14 protein-coding genes are annotated in these 20,685 nt (G+C 73.3%); 5 read left to right on the top strand and 9 right to left on the bottom strand.

Annotation, left to right across the window (positions count from 1 at the left end; translation table 11 throughout):
• Positions 1–152: 152 nt before the first annotated feature.
• The 5 genes from sucD to FGW37_RS19790 form a co-directional block, all read right to left on the bottom strand.
• A complete protein-coding gene (sucD, locus tag FGW37_RS19815; protein WP_179082271.1) occupies positions 153–1,037 on the bottom strand; it encodes a succinate--CoA ligase subunit alpha in 885 nt (294 codons plus the stop codon).
• Between the two features lie 20 nt (positions 1,038–1,057).
• A complete protein-coding gene (sucC, locus tag FGW37_RS19810) occupies positions 1,058–2,236 on the bottom strand; it encodes an ADP-forming succinate--CoA ligase subunit beta (RefSeq protein WP_179084796.1) in 1,179 nt (392 codons plus the stop codon).
• 292 nt (positions 2,237–2,528) lie between these two features.
• Positions 2,529–3,722 (bottom strand): VWA domain-containing protein, encoded by a 1,194-nt coding sequence (locus tag FGW37_RS19805; protein ID WP_179082270.1) that lies wholly within the window; start codon positions 3,720–3,722, stop codon positions 2,529–2,531.
• Positions 3,719–6,844, bottom strand: coding sequence for a DUF5682 family protein (locus FGW37_RS19795; RefSeq protein WP_246430461.1), 3,126 nt, complete (start codon positions 6,842–6,844; stop codon positions 3,719–3,721). Before FGW37_RS19795 ends, FGW37_RS19805 begins: the two co-directional genes overlap by 4 nt.
• Complete coding sequence (locus FGW37_RS19790; protein ID WP_179082269.1) at positions 6,841–7,965, bottom strand: ATP-binding protein; 1,125 nt, start codon at positions 7,963–7,965, stop codon at positions 6,841–6,843. The genes FGW37_RS19795 and FGW37_RS19790 overlap by 4 nt, the downstream gene beginning before the upstream one ends.
• Before the next feature lie 127 nt (positions 7,966–8,092).
• Here FGW37_RS19790 and FGW37_RS19785 point away from each other — a divergent pair, with 127 nt between their 5' ends.
• A complete protein-coding gene (locus tag FGW37_RS19785; RefSeq protein WP_179082268.1) occupies positions 8,093–9,472 on the top strand; it encodes an SWIM zinc finger family protein in 1,380 nt (459 codons plus the stop codon).
• A 495-nt stretch (positions 9,473–9,967) separates the two neighbouring features.
• Positions 9,968–11,599, top strand: coding sequence for a DUF5691 domain-containing protein (locus FGW37_RS19780; protein WP_179082267.1), 1,632 nt, complete (start codon positions 9,968–9,970; stop codon positions 11,597–11,599).
• Here FGW37_RS19780 and icmB read toward each other — a convergent pair.
• A complete protein-coding gene (icmB, locus tag FGW37_RS19775) occupies positions 11,565–11,978 on the bottom strand; it encodes a coenzyme B12-dependent isobutyryl CoA mutase small subunit (RefSeq protein ID WP_058045874.1) in 414 nt (137 codons plus the stop codon). The genes FGW37_RS19780 and icmB overlap by 35 nt on opposite strands.
• A 353-nt stretch (positions 11,979–12,331) precedes the next feature.
• Between icmB and FGW37_RS19770 the strand changes: the two genes are divergently transcribed.
• Both FGW37_RS19770 and FGW37_RS19765 read left to right on the top strand, forming a co-directional pair.
• Complete coding sequence (locus tag FGW37_RS19770; RefSeq protein ID WP_179082266.1) at positions 12,332–13,198, top strand: esterase/lipase family protein; 867 nt, start codon at positions 12,332–12,334, stop codon at positions 13,196–13,198.
• 206 nt (positions 13,199–13,404) lie between these two features.
• Positions 13,405–15,033 carry a M23 family metallopeptidase gene (locus tag FGW37_RS19765; protein ID WP_179082265.1) on the top strand — a complete coding sequence of 543 codons (1,629 nt, stop codon included), beginning with the start codon at positions 13,405–13,407 and terminating at the stop codon, positions 15,031–15,033.
• Positions 15,034–15,101: 68 nt separating this feature from the next.
• On the opposite strand, the gene pcrA is transcribed toward FGW37_RS19765, so the two are convergent.
• Positions 15,102–17,573 (bottom strand): DNA helicase PcrA, encoded by a 2,472-nt coding sequence (gene pcrA / locus FGW37_RS19760; RefSeq protein WP_179082264.1) that lies wholly within the window; start codon positions 17,571–17,573, stop codon positions 15,102–15,104.
• A gap of 128 nt (positions 17,574–17,701) precedes the next feature.
• A complete protein-coding gene (locus tag FGW37_RS19755) occupies positions 17,702–18,055 on the bottom strand; it encodes a hypothetical protein (RefSeq protein ID WP_179082263.1) in 354 nt (117 codons plus the stop codon).
• 306 nt (positions 18,056–18,361) lie between these two features.
• On the opposite strand from FGW37_RS19755, the gene FGW37_RS19750 reads away from it, so the two are divergent.
• Positions 18,362–19,426 (top strand): C40 family peptidase, encoded by a 1,065-nt coding sequence (locus FGW37_RS19750; RefSeq protein ID WP_425506654.1) that lies wholly within the window; start codon positions 18,362–18,364, stop codon positions 19,424–19,426.
• 3 nt (positions 19,427–19,429) lie between these two features.
• On the opposite strand, the gene FGW37_RS19745 is transcribed toward FGW37_RS19750, so the two are convergent.
• Positions 19,430–20,545, bottom strand: a complete 1,116-nt coding sequence (locus FGW37_RS19745; RefSeq protein ID WP_179082262.1) for an alpha/beta hydrolase — start codon at positions 20,543–20,545, stop codon at positions 19,430–19,432.
• Positions 20,546–20,685 lie beyond the last annotated feature (140 nt).

The following is a 20,685-nucleotide window of genomic DNA, read 5'->3' as shown; positions in this document are numbered from 1 at the left end:
GTAGCGGGTAAATGACCGTCGTGTCGCTTTTGATACCCGGATAAACCTATTTGACGCATAATTACCCTTAAGTGGGCTTACGTAGGCCCCGGAACGGGCGCGGGCCCGCACCCCCTCAAGGGGTGCGGGCCCGCACGCGGGAACCGTCAGGCTCAGGCGCCCAGCGCGGCGCGCGCGAGGCGGGCCGTCTCGGACGGGGTCTTGCCGACCTTCACACCGGCGGCCTCGAGGGCCTCCTTCTTCGCCTGGGCGGTGCCGGACGAACCGGAGACGATGGCACCGGCGTGGCCCATGGTCTTGCCCTCGGGCGCGGTGAAGCCCGCCACGTAGCCGACGACCGGCTTGGTGACGTTGGCCTTGATGAAGTCCGCGGCACGCTCCTCGGCGTCGCCGCCGATCTCGCCGATCATCACGATCAGCTCGGTCTCCGGGTCGGCCTCGAACGCGGCGAGCGCGTCGATGTGCGTGGTGCCGATGACCGGGTCGCCACCGATGCCGACGGCGGAGGAGAAGCCGATGTCACGGAGCTCGTACATCATCTGGTAGGTCAGCGTGCCGGACTTGGACACGAGACCGATGCGGCCGGGCTTGGTGATGTCGCCCGGGATGATGCCGGCGTTGGACTGGCCCGGGGTGATGAGACCGGGGCAGTTCGGGCCGATGATGCGGGTCTTGTTGCCCTTCGAGCCCGCGTACGCCCAGAAGGCGGCGGAGTCGTGGACGGCGATGCCCTCGGTGATCACGACGGCCAGCGGGATCTCGGCGTCGATCGCCTCGACGACGGCGGCCTTGGCGAAGGCCGGCGGCACGAAGACGACGGTGACGTCGGCGCCGGTCTTCTCCATCGCCTCGGCGACGGAGCCGAAGACGGGGACGGCCGTGCCGTCGAAGTCGACCTCGGTACCGGCCTTGCGCGGGTTCACGCCACCCACGATGTTGGTGCCGTCGGCCAGCATGAGCTTGGTGTGCTTCATGCCCGTGGCGCCGGTCATCCCCTGGACGATGACCTTGCTGTCCTTGGTGAGGAAGATAGCCATGGTTGTGGAGTCCTCGTCCCTTACTTAGCCGCAGCCAGCTCGGCGGCCTTGTCGGCCGCGCCGTCCATGGTGTCCACGCGCTGCACCAGCGGGTGGTTGGCGTCGGACAGGATCTTGCGACCCAGCTCCGCGTTGTTGCCGTCGAGGCGCACGACCAGCGGCTTGGTGACGTCCTCGCCCTTGCTCTTGAGGAGTTCCAGGGCCTGGACGATGCCCTTGGCGACCTCGTCGCACGCGGTGATGCCACCGAAGACGTTGACGAAGACGGACTTGACGTCCGGGTCGCCGAGGATGATCTCGAGACCGTTGGCCATGACCTCGGCCGAGGCGCCGCCGCCGATGTCGAGGAAGTTGGCGGGCTTGACGCCGCCGTGGTTCTCACCGGCGTAGGCGACGACGTCGAGGGTGCTCATGACGAGACCCGCGCCGTTGCCGATGATGCCGACCTGGCCGTCGAGCTTGACGTAGTTCAGGCCCTTGGCCTTGGCGGCCGCCTCGAGGGGGTTGGCCGCGGCCTTGTCCTCGAGCGCCTCGTGCTCCGGCTGGCGGAACTCGGCGTTGGCGTCCAGGGACACCTTGCCGTCGAGGGCGATGACACGGCCGTCGGCGACCTTGGCCAGCGGGTTGACCTCGACGAGGAGGGCGTCCTCGGCGACGAAGGTCTTCCACAGGGTCACCATGACCTCGGCGACCTGCTCGGCGACCTCGGCCGGGAACTTCGCCTGGGCGACGATCTCGCGGGCCTTCTCGATGCTGACGCCCTCGTTGGCGTCGACCGGCACCTTGGCGAGCTTCTCGGGGGTCGTCGCGGCGACCTCCTCGATGTCCATGCCGCCGGCCACGGAGGCCATGGCCAGGAAGGTGCGGTTGGTGCGGTCGAGGAGGTACGAGACGTAGTACTCCTCGGCGATCTCCGGAGCGGTCTCGGCGATCATGACCTTGTGGACCGTGTGGCCCTTGATGTCCATGCCGAGGATGTCCGTCGCGCGGGCGACGGCCTCGTCCGGGGTGCCGGCGAGCTTCACGCCGCCGGCCTTGCCGCGGCCGCCGACCTTCACCTGGGCCTTGACGACCGACTTGCCGCCCAGCCGCTCGGTCGCCTCGCGGGCCGCCTCAGGCGTGTCAATGACTTCACCGGCCAGCACCGGTACACCGTGCTTGGCGAAGAGGTCCCTCGCCTGGTACTCGAACAGGTCCACGCGCGTCCGTCCCTTTTCCATGGATATCGCGGTTCGTTGTCTGCGCGGGCGTGCCGCTGGGCGGCGTGAGAGCGCGATCTCCGCGGGGGTCCGGGGTTGCGCCCCGGGATAGCACGGGCGAGGGCGGCACACGTTCACCGTTGACGCGGCATGTCCGTCTCGCAGGTTATCCCCGCTGGCGGGGAGGCCCTAAATCCGAGGTCACACTCCGGCCGTGATTACGCTCACAGATCGCAACGGAATCCGTACGCGTCCGTCCCCGTCCGGCCTACGGGAAAGGCGTGGCGGCCCGTCAGGCGGCCGTGTCGGGCACGGGCAGCGGGCGCTTCTCCAGGGCGGCGGCCATCACCTCCGGAAAGAGGTCCGGGGTGCAGGCGAAGGCCGGTGCGCCGAGGGCGGCCAGGGCCGCGGCGTGCTCGCGGTCGTAGGCCGGGGCGCCCTCGTCGGAGAGCGCGAGCAGCGTCACGAACTGCACGCCGGAGGCCTTCATGGCCGCCACCCGTTTGAGCATGCCCTCGCGGATCCCGCCCTCGTAGAGATCACTGATGAGGACCACGACGGTTTCCGCCGGGCGGGTGATCCGTGACTGGCAGTAGGCGAGCGCCCGGTTGATGTCGGTGCCGCCGCCGAGCTGGGTGCCGAAGAGCACGTCGACCGGGTCGGTCAGCTGGTCGGTGAGGTCGACGACGGAGGTGTCGAAGACGACGAGGCGGGTGTCGAGGGTGCGCATCGAGGCCAGGACGGCGCCGAAGACGGAGGCGTAGACGACGGACGCCGCCATGGAGCCGGACTGGTCGATGCAGAGGATGACGTCCTTCTTCACCGCCCGTGCGGCCCGGCCGTAGCCGACCAGCCGCTCGGGGACGACCGTGCGGTACTCGGGCAGGTAGTTCTTGAGGTTCGCCCGGATGGTGCGGTCCCAGTCGATGTCGCGGTGGCGGGGGCGGTTGATGCGGGCGGAGCGGTCGAGGGCGCCGGTGAGGGTGGCGCGGGTGCGGCCGGCCAGGCGCCGCTCCAGGTCCTCGACGACCTTGCGGACCACGGCGCGGGCGGTCTCCTTCGTGGTCTCGGGCATCGCCTTGTGGAGGGAGAGCAGCGTGCCGACGAGGTGGACGTCGGCCTCGACCGCCTCCAGCATCTCCGGCTCCAGGAGCAGGGAGGAGAGGCCGAGCCGGTCGACGGCGTCGCGCTGCATCACCTGAACGACGGATGCCGGGAAGTACGTACGGATGTCCCCCAGCCAGCGGGCGACGCGCGGCGCGGAGCCGCCGAGGCCGGCCTCGCGGGAGCCGCTCCGTCCGCCGTCGGCGCCCGGGCCGGGGCCGGGGCCGTACGGGCCGTAGAGCGCCTCCAGGGTGCGGTCCATGGCGGCGTCGGTGCCGGAGAGGGCGCGGCCGGTGCCGTCCGCCGAGCCCTCGCCGCCGAGCACGAGCCGCCAGCGGCGCAGGCGTTCGTCGGCGGCGGAGGCGGTACGGGGTGAGGTCATCGTGCGGCTCCTGGGGTGGTGGGGGCGACGGGGCCGGAGGGAGCGGAGGGAGTAAAGGGGGTGGAGGGGTCAGGGAGGCCGAGGAGGAGGTGAAGGGTGGGCAGGACGGCGGCCGCCCGGGCCTGGTCCAGGGGTGCGGCGGCGGGCGGGGCTCCCGGGCGGGTGCCGCCGACGCCGGCCGGTCCGCCGTGGCGGACGCGCTCGCCGAGGGTCCGGCGCACGCCGGGGTCGTAGGCGGCGAAGGTCCGCCGGAGGAGGGGCAGGACGTCGGTGAAGGCGCCCGGGGGCACGCCGGTGAGCCAGTCGTCCACGAGGGAGAGCAGGCGCTCGTCGTGGACGAGGAGTATGCCGCCGGAGCCGCCGCTGCCGAGGAACCCCTCGATCCAGGCGGCGGCCTGAGCCGGTTCGGTGCCTGCGGACAGGGCGAGCCCCATGAGCCGGGCGGCCCGCCCGCCGGGCAGCAGCCCGTCGTCGAGCAGCAGCCGCGCGGCCCGCCCCCGGATGCCCCCGGGCAGCCCGTCCCGCCCGGCGAGCACGCCGAGCACGGCAGCCCAGCGGTGCCGGAGCGCGGACTCCTCGGGGGCGGGCCCGCCCTGCGGGCCGCTGCGTCCCTCCGGGGCGGGTCCCGACTCCGGGGCGGACCCGGACTCCGCGGCAGACCCGCTCTGCGGGCCACTGCGCCCCTCCGGAGCGGACCCCGCCTCCGGAGCGGACCCGGACTCAGGGGCGGCCCCGCTCTGCGGGCCACCGCGTCCTTCCGGAGCGGACCCCCGCTCCGAGGCGGACTCCGGCTCCGAGCTTGCGCCGGACTCGCGGGCAAACCCGCCCTGCGGGTCGCTGCGACCCTCCGGAGCGGACCCCGACTCCGGAGCGGACCTCGGCTCCGAGCCTGCCCCGGACTCGGGAGCAACCCCGCCCTGCAGGCCGCAGCGACCCTCCGAAGCTGGTCCCGGCTCCGAGGCTGCCCCGGACTCGGGGGCCGCTCCGGACTCGGGGGCCGCTCCTGCCGCCTCCGCGCCGGGGCCCGGCTCCGGGGCCAGCAGGCGCACCGCCTGGTGAACCTCGTCCACCAGGCCCCGCATGGTCGCCGCCGCGTCCGCGTCCAGGCCCGCGCACGCGGCGGGAAGGCCTACGAAGACGCGTTCGGCGAGGCCCCTGGCCACTTCGCCGAGCGCAGCGGTGCCGGTGCGGCGGACGTCGCCGTAACGCACGGAGCGGACGAGGGCCGGCAGGGCCTCGGCCAGGTGGGCGACGTCCGCGTCGAGGGCGGCTCGGTCGGCCAGGACGCGCATCACGGCCGGCAAGGCGTCGGGGAGCTCCGCCAGCAGGCAGTGCTCGGCGAGGGCCGTGACGTCGGCGAGGGCGGCGGAGCCTGCGGCCCGGGCCTCGGCCTTCGCGGTGGCCGCCGCGAGCACGGTGGTCCCCCAGGCCGAGGCCTCGGCGACCCGTACGGCCAGCTCGGGCTCCCAGCTCAGCCGCCAGGTCTCGCGGAAGGTGCCGGTCCCTGCGCGGGAACGGACCGGCTCGCCCCAGTCGACGCCGAGGAGCCGCAGGCGGTGCAGCAGCCGGCTGCGCACGGCGTCGGTGTCCTTGCGCAGGTCGAACTCCACCTCGCGGGCGTCCGCTTCGGGCTTGAGGCGCAGGCTGCGCTGGAGGCGGGAGAGGTCGCGCTGCAGGGGCGTCGCGGGCGCCGTGGCGGGCACCTCGCCGAGGACGTCGCCGATGACGAGCCGGTCCCGCACGAGGGCGAGGGGCACGTCGGAGCCGTCGCACATCACGGCCCTGACGGCGTCGGTGGTCTCGGTGAGACCGGCCAGCGGGCGGCCGCGCAGGGCGGCGAGGGAGCCGGCCAAGCGGACGGCCTCGATGACGTGGGCGGAGGAGACGGGGAAGTCCTCGTCCCGCAGCAGCCGGGCGGCCTTCGTCATCCAGCGTTCGAGCGGGCGGTCCGCGGCGTGGAAGAGGTGGCCGTACCAGCCGGGCGAGTCGATGCCGGCGCCGTAGCCGCTGCGGCGGGAGAGGCGCCGGTGGGTCCAAGGGACCCAGCCGATCGCGGTCTTGACCTTCGGCAGTCCCTTGAGGGCCTGCCGGTCGGCGGTGACGGTCCGCCGCTCGGCGAGGGCCGGCACGTGCCAGGCGCCGCAGACGACGGCGATCCCGTCGCCGAACTCCCTCCGGGCGTCGCGGATCCTGAGCCGCATGTGCGCTTCGCGGACGAGGTCGCGCGCACCACCGGGCCCGTCGCCGTCGTCATCGCCGTCGTTGCCGTCGTTGCCGTCGTTGCCGTCGCCGAACGCGGACCGCAGTTCGGCCATGGCGTCGGCGAGCGCGGCGAAGGGAGCAAGGGCATCGGCCCCGCTCTCGCTGCGGCGATGCTCGACGGCGTCCTCCCACCAGAGCTCGGGGTCGTCGTAACCGGCGACGGCGGCGAGCACGGCGAGGGGGTCGAGGCGCGGATCCGCGTGCGGGCGGGCTGTCGGCCTCGCAGCCTCGGCGAGGCCGGCGCGCATGGCCCCGCGGGAAGCACGGGTACCGGCGTGCGGACCGTCGGACCCGCTGTCGGCGGTCTCGGCAAGCACGACCGAGGCCACATGCGGGCGCGCTACCGGTTCCACAGCATCGGCAAGGCCGGCGTGCGCGCTCCCACGGAAGGTGCGAGTGCCCGCGTGCGGGACGGCCGCCGTTTTCACGGCATCTGCGCGGCCGCTCAGTGCAGCCCCGTGGGAAGCGGAGGCTCCTGCCCCCGGGGCCGGGGCGGTCGGCTCCGGTGCCCGCCGGTCGCCGACCTCTCCGCCCAGCGCGAGCGAATGCGCCGCCGGCAGGTCGATGAACCGTACGGGCACCCCGTGCTCCAGGGCCCAGCGCATCGCCACCCACTCCGGGGAGAACTCGGCGAGCGGCCAGAACGCGGCGCGGCCCGGGTCGTCCACGGCGTGGGCCAGCAGGGCGACGGGCGGCCGCATGCCCTCGTCGGCCGCGAGGGAGACGATCGCATCGGCCTCGGGCGGCCCCTCGATGAGGACGGCCGCGGGCCGGCACTGCTCAAGGGCCGCCCGCACCGCCCGCGCGGAGCCGGGACCGTGGTGGCGGATGCCCAGCAGGACGGGGCCGGTGCCGCTCACGCCGAGACCTCCCGGCAGGCACGGTAGAAGTCCTTCCAGCCGTCGCGCTCACGGACGACCGTCTCCAGGTACTCCTGCCAGACGAGGCGGTCGGCGGCCGGGTCGCGGACGACCGCGCCGAGGATGCCCGCGGCCACGTCGCCCGCGCGCAGTACGCCGTCGCCGAAGTGGGCGGCCAGCGCGAGGCCGCCGGTGACGACGGAGATCGCCTCGGCCGTGGAGAGCGTGCCCGAGGGCGACTTGACCTTGGTGCGGCCGTCGATGGTGACGCCGTCGCGCAGCTCGCGGAAGACCGTGACGACGCGCCGGATCTCGTCGGTGCCGTCGGGCACGGACGGCAGGTCGAGGGAGCGGCCGATCTGGTCGACGCGCCGGGAGACGATGTCGACCTCGTCCTCGGGCGTGGCGGGCAGGGGCAGGACGACGGTGTTGAAGCGGCGGCGCAGGGCGCTGGAGAGGTCGTTGACGCCGCGGTCGCGGTCGTTGGCGGTGGCGATCAGGTTGAAGCCGCGGACGGCCTGCACCTCCTCCCCCAACTCGGGGATGGGGAGGGTCTTTTCGGAGAGGATGGTGATCAGGGTGTCCTGGACGTCGGCGGGGATGCGGGTGAGCTCCTCGACGCGGGCGGTCATCCCCTGGGCCATGGCCCGCATGACGGGGCCGGGCACGAGCGCCTCGCGGCTGGGGCCGTGGGCGAGGAGCCGGGCGTAGTCCCACCCGTAGCGGATGGCCTCTTCCGGGGTGCCCGCCGTGCCCTGGACGAGCAGCGTGGAGTCGCCGCTGACGGCGGCGGCCAGGTGCTCGGAGACCCAGGTCTTGGCGGTGCCGGGGACGCCGAGCAGGAGCAGGGCGCGGTCGGTGGCGAGCGTGGTGACGGCCACCTCGACGACGCGGCGCGGGCCCACGTACTTGGGCGTGATCACGGTGCCGTCGGGCAGGGTGCCGCCGAGCAGGTAGGTGGCGACGGCCCAGGGCGAGAGCTTCCAGCGCTCGGGGCGGGGCCGGTCGTCGGCGGCGGCGAGGGCCTTGAGCTCCTCGGCGAAGGCGTGCTCCGCGTGCGGGCGCAGGGCCTGGGCTTCCACTTCGGTTTCGGCTTCGGCTTCGGTTCCGGGCACGGTCACAAGTCCCCCTAGGAGTGCGGATCCGGGATGTGCGAACCACCCTGCACCACCCCACTGACAACGGGCCGGGACGTGTCGAATCCGCAGGTCAGGGCCATTGTCAGTGGGTGGCCCTAGCGTTTGGGGCATGAATCCGCAGGGGGATCGATGGACGGCGGAAACGGTGCTCTCGCTGGCGCCTGACGCCGCATCACGTAAGGCAGGAAGCAAGCTCGCGGCGCCCGGTCCGTGGTCGGGCGCGGGGGCGCGCCCGGAGGAGGGCGGGGGCGCGGTCTGGGGAGAGTGCTCCGGCAGCGGCAGCAAGCCGTACCGCACGGTGGTGGACCTGTCCGGGGAGGGCGGGCCGGGCTTCAACTGCTCGTGCCCGAGCCGCAAGTTCCCGTGCAAGCACGCGCTGGGCCTGCTGCTGTTGTGGGCTTCCGGCGAGACCGCGGTTCCGGTCGCGCAGGAGGCTCCGCCCGGCTGGGCGGAGCAGTGGCTGGAGCGGCGCCGGAAGCGGGCCGAAAAGGCCGCCGCGGGCCCGGCCTCGGCAGGGCCCGCGGCGCCCGCGGACGAGGAGGCCGCCCGGCGGCGCGGGGAGCGCCGGGCGGAGCGGATCGCCGCGGGCGTCACGGAGTTGGAGCAGCGGCTCGCCGACCTGCTGCGCGGAGGGCTGGCGGCCGCGGAGGGCTCGGGGTACGGGCAGTGGGACGAGACGGCGGCCCGCATGGTCGACGCCCAGGCGCCCGGTCTCGCCTCGCGTGTACGGGAGTTGGCGTCCCTGCCGGGCTCGGGTGCCGACTGGGCGGGCCGGTTTCTGGAGGAGTGCGCCCTGCTGCACACCCTCAACCAGGGTTGGCTGCGCCTGGAGCAGCTGCCGGAGCCGCTGGCCGCGACGGTCCGGTCGCGGGTCGGTCTGACCACGGACGCCGCGTCGCTGCTCGCGTCCGGGACGCCGGTGCGGGACCACTGGCTGGTCCTGGCGCAGCGGGACGGCGATGACGGGCGCCTGGTCACCCGCCGGATCTGGCTCTACGGCCGGGAGTCGGGCCGGATGGCCCTGCTCCTCTCCTACGGAGTGGCCGGCCGGGCGCCGGAGCTGTCCCTGCCCGTGGGCCTGTCCCTGGACGCGGACCTCGTCTACTACCCGGCGGCGCGCCCGCTCCGCGCCGTGCTCGGCACGCGACACGCCCCGCCCGCGGAGAGTGCGGGCCCGCCGCCGGGAGGGAGCGTGGAGGCGGCCCTCTCCGCGTACGGGGAGGCCCTGCGCGACGACCCCTGGCTGGAGACGTGGCCGGTCGTCCTCGACGGCGTGATCCCGGCCCCGGGCCCGGACGGCCACTGGCAACTGACCGACGGCGAGGGCGGTTCGGCCGCCCTGCCCGTGGATCCCCGGCACCGCGACAGCACGGCCCTGTGGCAGCTGGCATCGATATCGGGCGGCGCCCCGATCACGGTCTTCGCCGAGTACGGCCACAGAGGCGCAGCCCCCCTGACCACATGGACCCCGGAACCGGTCCCCCTCTAACGACCCCACGGCCCCGACCGCGAGCACGGGACACCCAATGGCGCCGCCCGTTGGCGCCGAACCCCGGGCCGCCCGGCACCGCCGGACGCCGCCACGGTGGCTGATCACCATCGCGGCAGCGACAGGAAGCCCGGCCTCCACAACCCGAGGCCACCCGGCCACGCCTCGCCCGGTATCCAACCCCCGCCGCAACGGCGAGCAACCATCAACAACCCACCGGCGGTGCCGGACCCGCCTCAGGCGGCCTGGCACCGCCGGACGCCGCCACGGTGGCTGATCACCATCGCGGCGGAGACAAGAGGCCCGGCCTCCGCACCCGAGACCACCGGCCACCGGCCACCGGCCACCGGCCAAGCCTCGCCCGGTATCCAACCCCCGCCGCAACGGCGACCAACCACCCCCCAACCCCACCGGCGGTGCACAGCCCGCCCCGGGCAGGCCGGCTTCGGTGGAAAGTGTCGCCGTCGCAGACGGACACAACGCGAAAGGCAGCGCATGAACCGTACTTGGGACGAGCTCGTCACCTCCGCTCTGCTCGGCACGGGGCGGCGCCTGCCGCCTGTGCAGGTGCGGGGCGGGCAGGACGCGGCCGTGGCGCTGCTGGATGCCGCTGCGGTGGAGACCGTGCGGCGGCGTGCCGGGGCGGTGCCCGCCGCGGCGCTCGACCGGCCCGCGCCGGCGCCGGCGGACGCCCGGCCTCCGTTGCCTCCGGCGGCCCGGCGGCGCCTCGCTCTGTTGCTCGCGGACCGCAGCGGCAGCGGGAGCGGGCGCCGGGGCGCCGCCCCGGATCTTACGGAGCTGCTGCCCCAGTGGCTGGCCGCCGCCAACGGGCACGGATACCAGGCGCCTCCCGCACTTCTGCCCGCCCTCCTGGAGGCGGCCAGGTCCCGTAGCGATCTGCGGCAGGAGGCGCTCGCGTTCGGCGGGCCGCGGGCCCGGTGGCTGGCGGCGCTCAACCCGCAGTGGAAGTACGCGTTGCGGCCCGGCCCCGCCGCGGCCACGGGCACAGGCATGGCCGCGGACACGTCAGTCTGGGACGAGGGGCTGTTCGCCGAGCGGGCCGCGCTCCTCGCCTCCGTACGGCAGCGCGACCCCGCCGCCGCCCGCGAGCTGCTCGCCGGCTCGTGGGCGACGGAGCGGGCCGAGGACCGCCTGCTGTTCCTCGACGCGCTGCGCGAGGGGCTGTCCGCGCAGGACGAGCCGTTCCTGGAGCGGGCCCTGTCCGACCGGAGCCGCAACGTCCGGGCCACCGCGGCGGAGCTGCTGTCGGCGTTGCCCGGCTCGGCGCTCGCGGCCCGGATGGCCGAGCGGGCCCGCAGCTGTGTCGCCCTGGACCGCACGGGAGAGGGGGAGGGCCCGCGGATCGCGGTGGAGGCGCCGCACGAGTGCGACAAGGGCATGCAGCGCGACGGCGTCGTGGTGAAGCCGCCGTCCGGGCGCGGCGAGCGCTCGTGGTGGCTGGCCCAGATCGTGGAGGCGACTCCGCTGGCGGCCTGGTCCGAGCGGCTCGGCGGCCGCAGCCCGGCGGGGATCGTGGCGCTGCCGGTCGCGGACGGCTGGCAGCCCGAGCTGCACGCCGCCTGGTGCCGGGCCGCGGTCCGGCAGCGGGACGCGGAGTGGGCGCGGGCGCTGCTCGGCCCCGCCCCGGCCCCGCCCGCGGCCGAGGGCACCTCGTGGAGGGATCCGGCGAAGCTGCTGTCGGCGCTGCCGCGGGACGAGCGGGCGGCGTGGGTGGCGGAGTTCGTCTCGGCGCACGGGCTGTCGGACGCGTTCCGGCTGCTCGGGGTGTGCGCGGTGCCGTGGGCGGAGCCGCTGGGCCGGTCGATCGTGGACGCCCTGGACGCCGCCCGCGACGCAGGCGGCTATCCGTGGAGCTTCAGCGGGGTGATGGGCCTGGCCGAGCGCTGCCTGGACCCGGCGCAGGCCGACCGGCTGGAGGCGCTCACCGTGCTGCCGGAGGAGCCGGCCGCGGACGCCCCCGGGCGCGCCGGGGCCGACGCGTACTGGGCGGAGGCGTTCCAGCGCCTCGTGGGCACGCTGCGGCTGCGGGCCACGATGCGGGCGGAGCTTGCGGGGCGGCCCGCCGGCGCGGTCAGGCCTCCGTCGGCTGGCGGACGTTCGCGTTGACCCACTCCACGATGGAGGCCGTCGTGGCCCCCGGGGTGAAGATCGCGGCGACGCCCTGCTCCTTCAGCGGTGCGATGTCCGCCTCGGGGATGATCCCGCCGCCGAAGACCTTGATGTCCTCCGCGTCGCGCTCGCGCAGCAGCTCAAGGACCTTGGCGAACAGGGTGTTGTGGGCGCCGGAGAGGATGGACAGGCCGATCGCGTCGGCGTCCTCCTGGATGGCGGTGTCCACGATCTGCTCGGGCGTCTGGTGGAGGCCCGTGTAGATGACCTCCATGCCGGCGTCGCGCAGTGCCCGTGCGATGACCTTCGCGCCACGGTCATGGCCGTCGAGCCCGGGCTTGGCCACCACCACGCGGATCGGACCGGTCACTCCCATCACTGCCTCCATGTACGACTGCCGGTAACCGGCGCCCAGGGATGTGAACGAACGTTATCTCCAGCATCCCGCACCCGGCCGTTTCGCGGTGCGGAGCGAGGGGGAAATCACACGTGGGACAACACGTCGCTACGCACCGTCCGCGCGCTTCCGCGTCTTACGGGTCGCCCAGCCACCCGCGTCGCCGGGGCGGCGAGTCTTCGGGCGGTCGCTAGGGGAGCCGCGGCGAGGCCGCCGCACCACTGTGCCGACAGCCGCACGGCACAGCGGTGCGGCCGGTCGCGCGCAGCTGCCCGTGGGCGCACACGGGGGACGACAGCCGCGCTTCCCGGGTGCCGTTCGGGAGGTCGGCCATGAGGACCCTGCCCTTCATCACCATCCTTGCCGCCTTGCTGCGCCCGTCGACCGCGCTCATCCGGTCCACGGTGCTGGAGCTGGCGATTCTCACCGGCCATCTGCTGCTGTACCCGACCGGTGTCGTCCAGGAGCGCCCGCCGCCCCGGCGGGCGCTGCCCGCGCTTCCGGCCGCCGGCGACACGCCCGACACGCCCGGACTGCATGAATCAGCCGAAACAGGACAAGAAGGTCATCTGCCTGTTCTGCTCCTCCACGGCTTCATCGACAACCGTTCGGTCTTCGTCCTGCTGCGCAGGTCCCTGCGCAGACACGGCTGGCAGCAGGTCGAAACACTCAACTACTCGCCCCTGACCTGCGACATCCGCACCGCCGCCCGCCTGCTGGGCCGCCATATCGAGGACATCTGCGCCCGCACAGGACGGCAACGGGTCGACGTGGTGGGGCACAGCCTCGGCGGCCTGATCGCGCGCTACTACGTCCAGCGAATGGGCGGCGACGTCCGCGTCAGGACCCTGGTCACGCTCGGCACGCCGCACGCAGGCACCCGCGCGGCATCACTGCTGCCCGCGCATCCCCTGGTGCGCCAGATGCGCCCGGGATCGGACGTCGTCGCCGAACTCGCGGGCCCCGCACCGGATTGCGCAACGCAATTCATCGGTTTCTGGAGTGACCTGGACCAATTGATGGTGCCCGTGGAATGCGCCCGCATCGACCACCCGGATCTGAGCGCGCGCAATGTCCGGGTGACGGGCGTGGGGCATCTCGCCCTGCCGGTGCACTGGGAGGTGGCCGCCGGCATACGACAGGCCCTGACCACGGAAGAGGCGCAGGACGATGCGTCGGGGGCGGCATCCGTCGCCTGATTCACCGGTGTTCCGCGGGCGGTCCCGGAGACCCCCGAAACCGAACGCGGGTCGAACGTCAAATCGGTTTTCCGGGGTTCAGTCCACCAAAAGGCGGCTAAATGCCCGGGCCCCGCCCGCCCGAAACGTGACGAAGATTGTCGCCGTCCCATACCGCCGGGTACAGTCGCCGCTAATTCTCCTCCCTCGGCGAAAGAGAAGTGGTGGTGAACGACCGTCACCCGGCGGCGGGCCCCGGCCCGTCCGACCCCGCTCAGGATGGCTCCTACGGGCAGTACGCGTCGTACGGTCAGCAGAGCGCACCGCACAACTACACCGGGTACGACGGCTACGACAGCGGCCAGTGGGAGACCACGGGCCAGTGGGCCAACACCAGTCAGTGGGGCGGAGTCACCGGCCAGACCCAGGTCTGGGACTTCAGCGCCTACGCCACCGGACAGGCCGACGCCACCGGGCAGACCGGGCAGTGGGACACCTCCGCCGGCATCACGACCCCCGCCACCGGGCAGTGGGACACGAGCGCCATGACGCCGAGCGCCTGGGGGGCGAACGGCACCTACGACACCTCCGGCCACTGGGAGCTGACCGGCCGGACCGGCTTCACCGGCCAGGTCCAGGCGCCCGCCCCCGACCAGTCCGCGGCACAGGGCTGGGACACCACGGGAACCGGGCAGTTCACCTCTTGGGACGGCTCCGGCCAGGCGGCGGATATCTCGGGCCAGTGGGAGACCGGGGCCGGTCAGTGGGACACCTCGGGCCAGTGGGAGACCGGGGGGGCCGGCCAGTGGGAGGCGGGCGCCGGCCAGACCCAGATCTGGGATGCCGGTGCTTTCGCCGCCGTGGCCGGCACACAGGGCGAGCCGGAGCACGCCCCGACCCTCATGACCGACCTCTCCGCCATGGCGTCCATGGACTCCGTACCCGCGATGGACGAAGCGGACGGGCATGCGGCCGACGAGAACGCCGCCTCCCCCGCCGGTGCCGTCGCGAACGCCGAGACGCAGGCCATGCTGTTCGTCCCCCCGGCCCGCGACGAAGCCGGCCCGGACGACGCTCTCCGTGACACCCCCACCCCCACCCGCAGCAGCCGCCGCAAGGCTGCGCCCGCCCGCACCGGATACCGGCCGCGCCGCAAGGCCCTGCTGACCGTCGCCGTGCCGTCGGCCGCCGTCATAGGGGTCGCCGGGATCGCCGCCGCGACCGTCTCCGGCGGCCAGAGCGACGGCAAGCAGCCCCAGGCGGCGGCAGCCCCCGACAGCGCGGCGCCCGCGCCCTCCGTCGCCAACAGCAAGCTGGACACCCAGCTCGCGAGCCTCAGCCACGGCGCCGACGACTTCGCGACCCGCGCCAACCGCACCCAGGAGCGCATCGACCTCAAGGCGCGCCAGGAAGCGGAGAAGAAACGTAAAGCGGAGGAAGCGGCCCGCAAGGAGGCCGAGCGCCCGAAGTTCTCCCTCCCCGTCGCGCAGCACGGCCTCAGCGCGATGTACGGCCAGGCCGGCGTCAACTGGATGTCCGTGCACACGGGCATCGACTTCCCGGTCAGCTACGGCACGCCGGTCATGGCCGCCACGGACGGCACGGTCCGCACGCAGTACAACGTGGCCTACGGGAACATGGCCATAGTGACGTCGCCCGACGGCGTCGAGACCTGGTACTGCCACCTCAGCAGCACCAAGCTCCGCTCCGGCCAGGTCAAGGCCGGCGACGTCATCGCCTACTCAGGCAACTCCGGCAACTCCACCGGACCGCACCTGCACTTCGAGGTCCGGCCGGGCGGCTCCGCCGTCGACCCGCTGCCGTGGCTGCGCGCGCACGGCTACGACCCGACCTAGCGGCCGAGACGTCGCACACCGGCGGTGCCGAACCGGGGCTCATCCCCCGTGCGGATCCGCCGGGACGGCTAGAGCTTCTCGACCGGTGCGTACCGCAGGAGCAGGCGCTTCGGCTTCTCCTCGCCGAAGTCGACCGTGGCCTCGGCGTTGTCGCCACTGCCCTTGACCGCGACGACGGTGCCCAGCCCGAACGAGTCGTGCGTGACCCGGTCGCCGACGGCGAGGGCCACCACGGGCCGGTCCTTGGCACGGCGCGTGGCGAACCCGCTCGGCCCCGCCTTGGCGCGCGAGGACGTGAACCCCGACGTGATGCCGGAACCCGCACCGCCGCCCGAGCCGATCGAGCTCATCGACGCCGACGGCTTCGCGGGCCCGGTGCGCCGCCACTGCACGTACTGGTCGGGGATCTCCTCGAGGAACCGCGACGGCGGGTTGTACGCGGGCTGGCCCCACGCGCTGCGCATGCTCGCGCGCGTCAGGAACAGCCGCTCCCGGGCGCGGGTGATGCCCACGTAGGCGAGGCGGCGCTCCTCCTCCAGCTCCTTGGCCTGGCCGAGGGCGCGCATGTGCGGGAAGACGCCGTCCTCCATGCCGGTCAGGAAGACGACGGGGAACTCCAGGCCCTTCGCGGTGTGCAGGGTCATCAGCGTGATGACGCCGGTGCCTTCCGCGTCCTCGTCGGGGATCTGGTCGGAGTCGGCGACGAGGGCCACCTTCTCGAGGAACTCGGCCAGCGTGCCGGGCTCCCCCTCCTCGCGCTCCTGCTCGAACTCCAGGGCCACGGCCGCGAGCTCCTGCAGGTTCTCCACGCGGGTCTCGTCCTGGGGGTCGGTCGAGGCCTGGAGCTCGGCGAGATAGCCCGTGCGCTCCAGCACCGCTTCCAGGACGGTGGCGGGGCCGGCGCCCGACTCGGCGATCGTGCGCAGCTCCTCCATCAGGACGTTGAAGCGCTTGACCGCGTTCGCCGAGCGGGCGGCCATGCCGTAGGCCTCGTCGACGCGGCGCAGCGCCTGCGAGAAGCTGACCTTCTCGCGCAGCGACAGGGCGTCGATCATGGCCTCGGCGCGCTCGCCGATGCCGCGCTTGGGCACGTTGAGGATGCGCCGCAGCGGGACGGTGTCCTCGGGGTTGGCGAGGACGCGCAGGTAGGCCAGGACGTCGCGGACCTCCTTGCGCTCGTAGAAGCGCACGCCGCCGACGACCTTGTAGGGCAGGCCGACGCGGATGAAGATCTCTTCGAAGACACGGGACTGGGCGTTGGTCCGGTAGAAGACGGCCACGTCCCCGGCCTTGGCGTCGCCCGCGTCCGTGAGGCGGTCGATCTCGTCGGCGACGAACTGGGCCTCGTCGTGCTCGGTGTCGGCGACGTAGCCGGTGATGGCCGGGCCGGCGCCGGCCTCGGTCCACAGGTTCTTCGGGCGGCGGCTCTCGTTGCGCTCGATGACCGCGTTGGCGGCGTTGAGGATCGTCTGCGTGGAGCGGTAGTTCTGCTCCAGCAGGATCGTCGTGGCCTCGGGGTAGTCCTCCTCGAACTGGAGGATGTTGCGGATCGTGGCGCCGCGGAAGGCGTAGATCGACTGGTCGGCGTCACCGACGACGCACAGCTCGGCCGGGCCCTCCTCCGGCGTGGTCTCCGCGCCCGCGGTGCCGACGAGCTCGCGCACGAGGGTGTACTGCGCGTGGTTGGTGTCCTGGTACTCGTCGACCAGGACGTGCCGGAAGCGGCGGCGGTAGTGCTCGGCCACGTCCGGGAAGGCCTGGAGCAGGTGGACGGTGGTCATGATGATGTCGTCGAAGTCGAGGGCGTTGGCCTCGCGCAGCCGCGACTGGTACATCGCGTACGCCTCGGCGAGCGTCTTCTCAAAACCGTCCGCTGCCTGCGCCGCGAAGGCCTCCTCGTCGATGAGCTCGTTCTTCAGGTTGGAGATCTTCGTGCTGAAGGACTTCGGCGGGAACTTCTTCGGGTCGAGGTCGAGGTCCCGGCAGACGAGCGCCATGAGCCGCTTGGAGTCGGCCGCGTCGTAGATCGAGAAGGAGGATGTGAAGCCGAGCTTCTTGCTCTCACGGCGCAGGATCCGCACGCACGCGCTGTGGAACGTCATCACCCACATGGCGTTGGCCCGGGGGCCGACGAGCTGCTCGACGCGCTCCTTCATCTCGCCCGCGGCCTTGTTGGTGAAGGTGATCGCGAGGATCTGGCCGGGGTGCACGTGCCGGGTGCCCAGCAGGTGGGCGATGCGGTGGGTGAGCACGCGCGTCTTGCCCGAGCCGGCGCCGGCGACGATGAGCAGGGGGGAGCCCGTGTGCACCACTGCGGCGCGCTGCTGTTCGTTCATCCCCTCGAGCAGTGCGGCGGGGTCCACGGCGGGCCGGTGGGCGCCGTCGCGGTAGTAGGCCTCGCGGGGGACGGGCACGTCGAAGGCGCCCTGGAAGAGATCGTCCGGCACCGGCTCCGGGGCCGCGTCCTCCGGGGGAGGGGGGTGCTCCTCGTCCGCGGGGCCGAGGTCCGCCAGGAAGCTGTCGTCAAAGAGGCTGCTCATCGCCTCCCGAGTCTAGGCCGCCCCACTGACAGCCGGGCCCCGATTCCCGGCGACAGTGGTCACCCCCACAGCGCGGGTGCGGCCGGCGCCGCACCGCAGCACCGGCCGCACCCGCATCACCGGGGAGGTCAGACCCACATCACCGCGATGAAGATGTTCGCTGTCGTCAGCGCGCCCACCGCGCCGAACACCGGGGCCGGGACCTTCTCGTCGTCGCGCTTGACGTAGACCAGGCCGAGGATCACGACGAGCAGCGCGAGCTTCGTGGCGATCTTGACCATGTTCAGGGTGTGGTCCTGCGCCTGGTTGAGGCCGACCAGCGCCACGCCCGTGACCAGCATGGTCAGTGCGCCGTGCAGCATGGCGGGCACCATCCGTGCCTCGCCCCTGCCCATGGCCTTCATCTGGGTCATGAAGCCGCCGAGCAGCGCGCCGATGCCGACGATGTGCAGGCCGACGACGGCGTGAATGAGTACGTCCATGAGCCGACCCTAACGGGGGCCATATCACCCATGGGCAGGCAGGTGGGGCGCAATCGCCACTTCGGTCACGGGCGGCATATATCCATCCGCGGGGGCGGGGTCGACATGATCACCCGCCCATGCGCGCTGATCGATTTCATCCACTACCGGTCATCTGTGTTCTGGAGCGTGACCCTGCGGAATAGCGTCCTGGCCCAGACGGCGGCGGTCCGCGCGCTCCCCCCTCGCGACGGACCGCCGCCGGTCACCGTCCGGCGCGGCCACAGGGCCCGGCGGGCAGGGCAGGAACAGCAGGTCTGGAAGGAAGTGACGGCCGGCGTGGCAGCAGCGCACCGCAAGCCCAGGCAGCACCCGCTCACCAGCAGCACCGTACGGACCGCGGCAGGTCTCGCCCTCGCGGGCGCCGCCACCGCCACGCTCCTCGACGGCACCGCGCAGGCCGCTCCCCCGCCCTCCACGGCCCGGCTCAGATCCCAGGTCGACCGGTACTACCGGGAGGCCGAGGAGGCCACCGAGCAGTACAACGGCGCCAAGGAGAAGGCCGACCGCGCGGAGGCCGCCGTCGAAGAGCTGCAGGACCGGGCCGCCCGCCGGACCGAGCGGCTCAACGCGGCCCGCAACGCCCTGGGCTCCTACGCCACCGCCCAGTACCGCGAGGGCGGCATGCCCCCGAGCGTGCAGCTGATGCTCTCCTCCTCCCCCGGCCAGTACCTGGAGCGGGCCTCCCTGGCCCACCAGGCGGGCAGCCGTCAGGCGGTGGCGGTCAGCCGTTACGAGCGCGAGGTGCGGGAGATCCGGCAGGTCCGCACGGCCGCCGACGCCCGCCTCGCGGAGCTCAAGCGCGAGCAGGCCGGCCTCGCCCGCCACAAGCGGACCGTCGAGGGCAAGCTCGCGGAGGCCAGGAGGGTGCTGGCGGAGCTGCCGGACGAGGAGCGCGCCGCCGTCGAGCGCGGGGACGCCGCCGGGGCGGCGGGCGCCGTCACCGCCACGGCCGCACCGCGCGGCGGCGTGCAGGCCCCCACGGAGCGGGCCGCGCAGGCCGTCGCCTTCGCCTACTCCGCGCTCGGCAAGCCCTACGTGTGGGGGGCGACCGGCCCCGCCGCCTTCGACTGCTCGGGGCTCACCCAGGCCGCCTGGCAGGCGGCGGGCGTCTCGCTGCCGCGCACCACGTACACGCAGATCAACGCGGGCCGGCGGATCTCCCGGAGCGCGCTCGCCCCCGGCGACCTGGTGTTCTTCTACTCGGGCATCAGCCACGTCGGGCTCTACATCGGCGGCGGGCGGATGATCCACGCTCCGCACCCGGGTGCGCCGGTCCGGATCGCCCCGGTCGACGAGATGCCCTTCGCGGGGGCGTCCCGGCCGGTGTGACCGCTACGGCTTGAGCTGCTGCGAGAGCCAGCGGAAGACGTCGGGGACCTGCCGCTTCCACACGGCCGTGCCGTGGCCGCCCGCGCCCGCGGGGACCTTGGTCACGTGCACGGTCGTCGGCGGCTTGGCCGCCTGCTTGAGCGCCAGGCCGCCCTGGTAGCCGTCGCCCTCCGCGCCGGAGATGAACAGCGCCACGTGCGGCGGGGTCTTGGACCGCTGGAGCATCTTCAGGGGGTTGTTCTCGTCGCGCAGGCCGGGCGTCTTCGCCGTCAGCGAGGCGGGCTCGCCGACGGGGTCGTTGTAGCCGGAGAGGCTGACGCCGGCGCGGTAGCGGTCGGGGTGGGCGACGGCCAGCTTGGCGGCGCAGTGCGCACCCGCCGAGTAGCCCGCGACGGCCCAGCCCTCGGGCTTCTCCTGCGCGCGGAAGGTGTCCGTGACCATCTTGCGGACGTCGACGCTGAGCCAGGTGTCGGCGTTGACCTTGCCGGGGATGTTGGCGCAGCCGGTGTCCACGTCGCCCAGGAGCGTGGTGCGGGGGGCCACGATGATGAACGGCTCGACCTCGCCCTTCTCCATCATCGGCTTGAGCTGGCTGCCCACCTCCAGCGTGCCGAACCAGGCCTTCGCCGAGCCGGGGAAGCCGGGGAGGACCTCGACCACGGGGAACTTCTTGTCCTTGTACGCGGGGTCGTCGTACTGCGGCGGCAGCCAGACGTAGACCTCGCCCTCCACACCCGATATGCGGCCCTTGAACTGGGTCTCCTGCACGCCCGGGCCCATCCGCTTGTCGGACGCGGGCTTGAACTTCTGCGGGTTCTTGGGCGCCGCGTCGAGGTTCTTGCCGCCGGTGCCGTCCGGGCCGAGGTCCACCGCGGTCCGGACGTGGTCGCCGGTGCCGAGGAGGTCGTCCCAGTTGTCGAAGAGCCCGTTGGCGTTGTTGACCATCACGAAGACCATGGCTATGGCCGTGACCTGCGCGAACAGCAGCATGAGCAGCCGCGCCGCGTGCCGTACGAGCTTGGGGCCGCCGATCCTGCCCCACAGCGTGAGCGGCAGCATGAGCGCCACCACGACCAGCGCGACCGTGGTGAGGAGGAAGGGGGTCCCCGTCAGGCTCATCGGGCTCTCGTTTCGGATCTCGGGCCCCGCGCGGGGCCGGGGCCCTGCGTGAGTGAGAGCCTCTCCTCCGTTCAAGAGTGCGAGCGCGGCGCCGGGGTTCCGCCCCTCCCTCGGCGGGAGCCGGGCTTATCCGAAATCGG

This window comes from Streptomyces rectiverticillatus (assembly GCF_013394065.1).
GTDB classification, from domain to species: Bacteria; Actinomycetota; Actinomycetes; order Streptomycetales; family Streptomycetaceae; genus Streptomyces; species Streptomyces rectiverticillatus.
The sequence above is the reverse complement of the archived record's forward strand: the minus strand, read 5'-3'. Positions and strand labels throughout refer to the sequence as shown.

What these genes read in the sequence shown, in the direction of transcription:
- FGW37_RS19755 (WP_179082263.1), bottom strand. Translation starts at nt 18,055, where the DNA reads ATGGACGTACTCATTCACGCCGTCGTCGGCCTGCACATCGTCGGCATC.
- FGW37_RS19745 (WP_179082262.1), bottom strand. Translation starts at nt 20,545, where the DNA reads ATGAGCCTGACGGGGACCCCCTTCCTCCTCACCACGGTCGCGCTGGTC.
- FGW37_RS19785 (WP_179082268.1), top strand. Translation starts at nt 8,093, where the DNA reads ATGAATCCGCAGGGGGATCGATGGACGGCGGAAACGGTGCTCTCGCTG.
- FGW37_RS19770 (WP_179082266.1), top strand. Translation starts at nt 12,332, where the DNA reads ATGAGGACCCTGCCCTTCATCACCATCCTTGCCGCCTTGCTGCGCCCG.
- icmB (WP_058045874.1), bottom strand. Translation starts at nt 11,978, where the DNA reads ATGGGAGTGACCGGTCCGATCCGCGTGGTGGTGGCCAAGCCCGGGCTC.
- FGW37_RS19780 (WP_179082267.1), top strand. Translation starts at nt 9,968, where the DNA reads ATGAACCGTACTTGGGACGAGCTCGTCACCTCCGCTCTGCTCGGCACG.
- sucD (WP_179082271.1), bottom strand. Translation starts at nt 1,037, where the DNA reads ATGGCTATCTTCCTCACCAAGGACAGCAAGGTCATCGTCCAGGGGATG.
- pcrA (WP_179082264.1), bottom strand. Translation starts at nt 17,573, where the DNA reads ATGAGCAGCCTCTTTGACGACAGCTTCCTGGCGGACCTCGGCCCCGCG.
- FGW37_RS19805 (WP_179082270.1), bottom strand. Translation starts at nt 3,722, where the DNA reads ATGACCTCACCCCGTACCGCCTCCGCCGCCGACGAACGCCTGCGCCGC.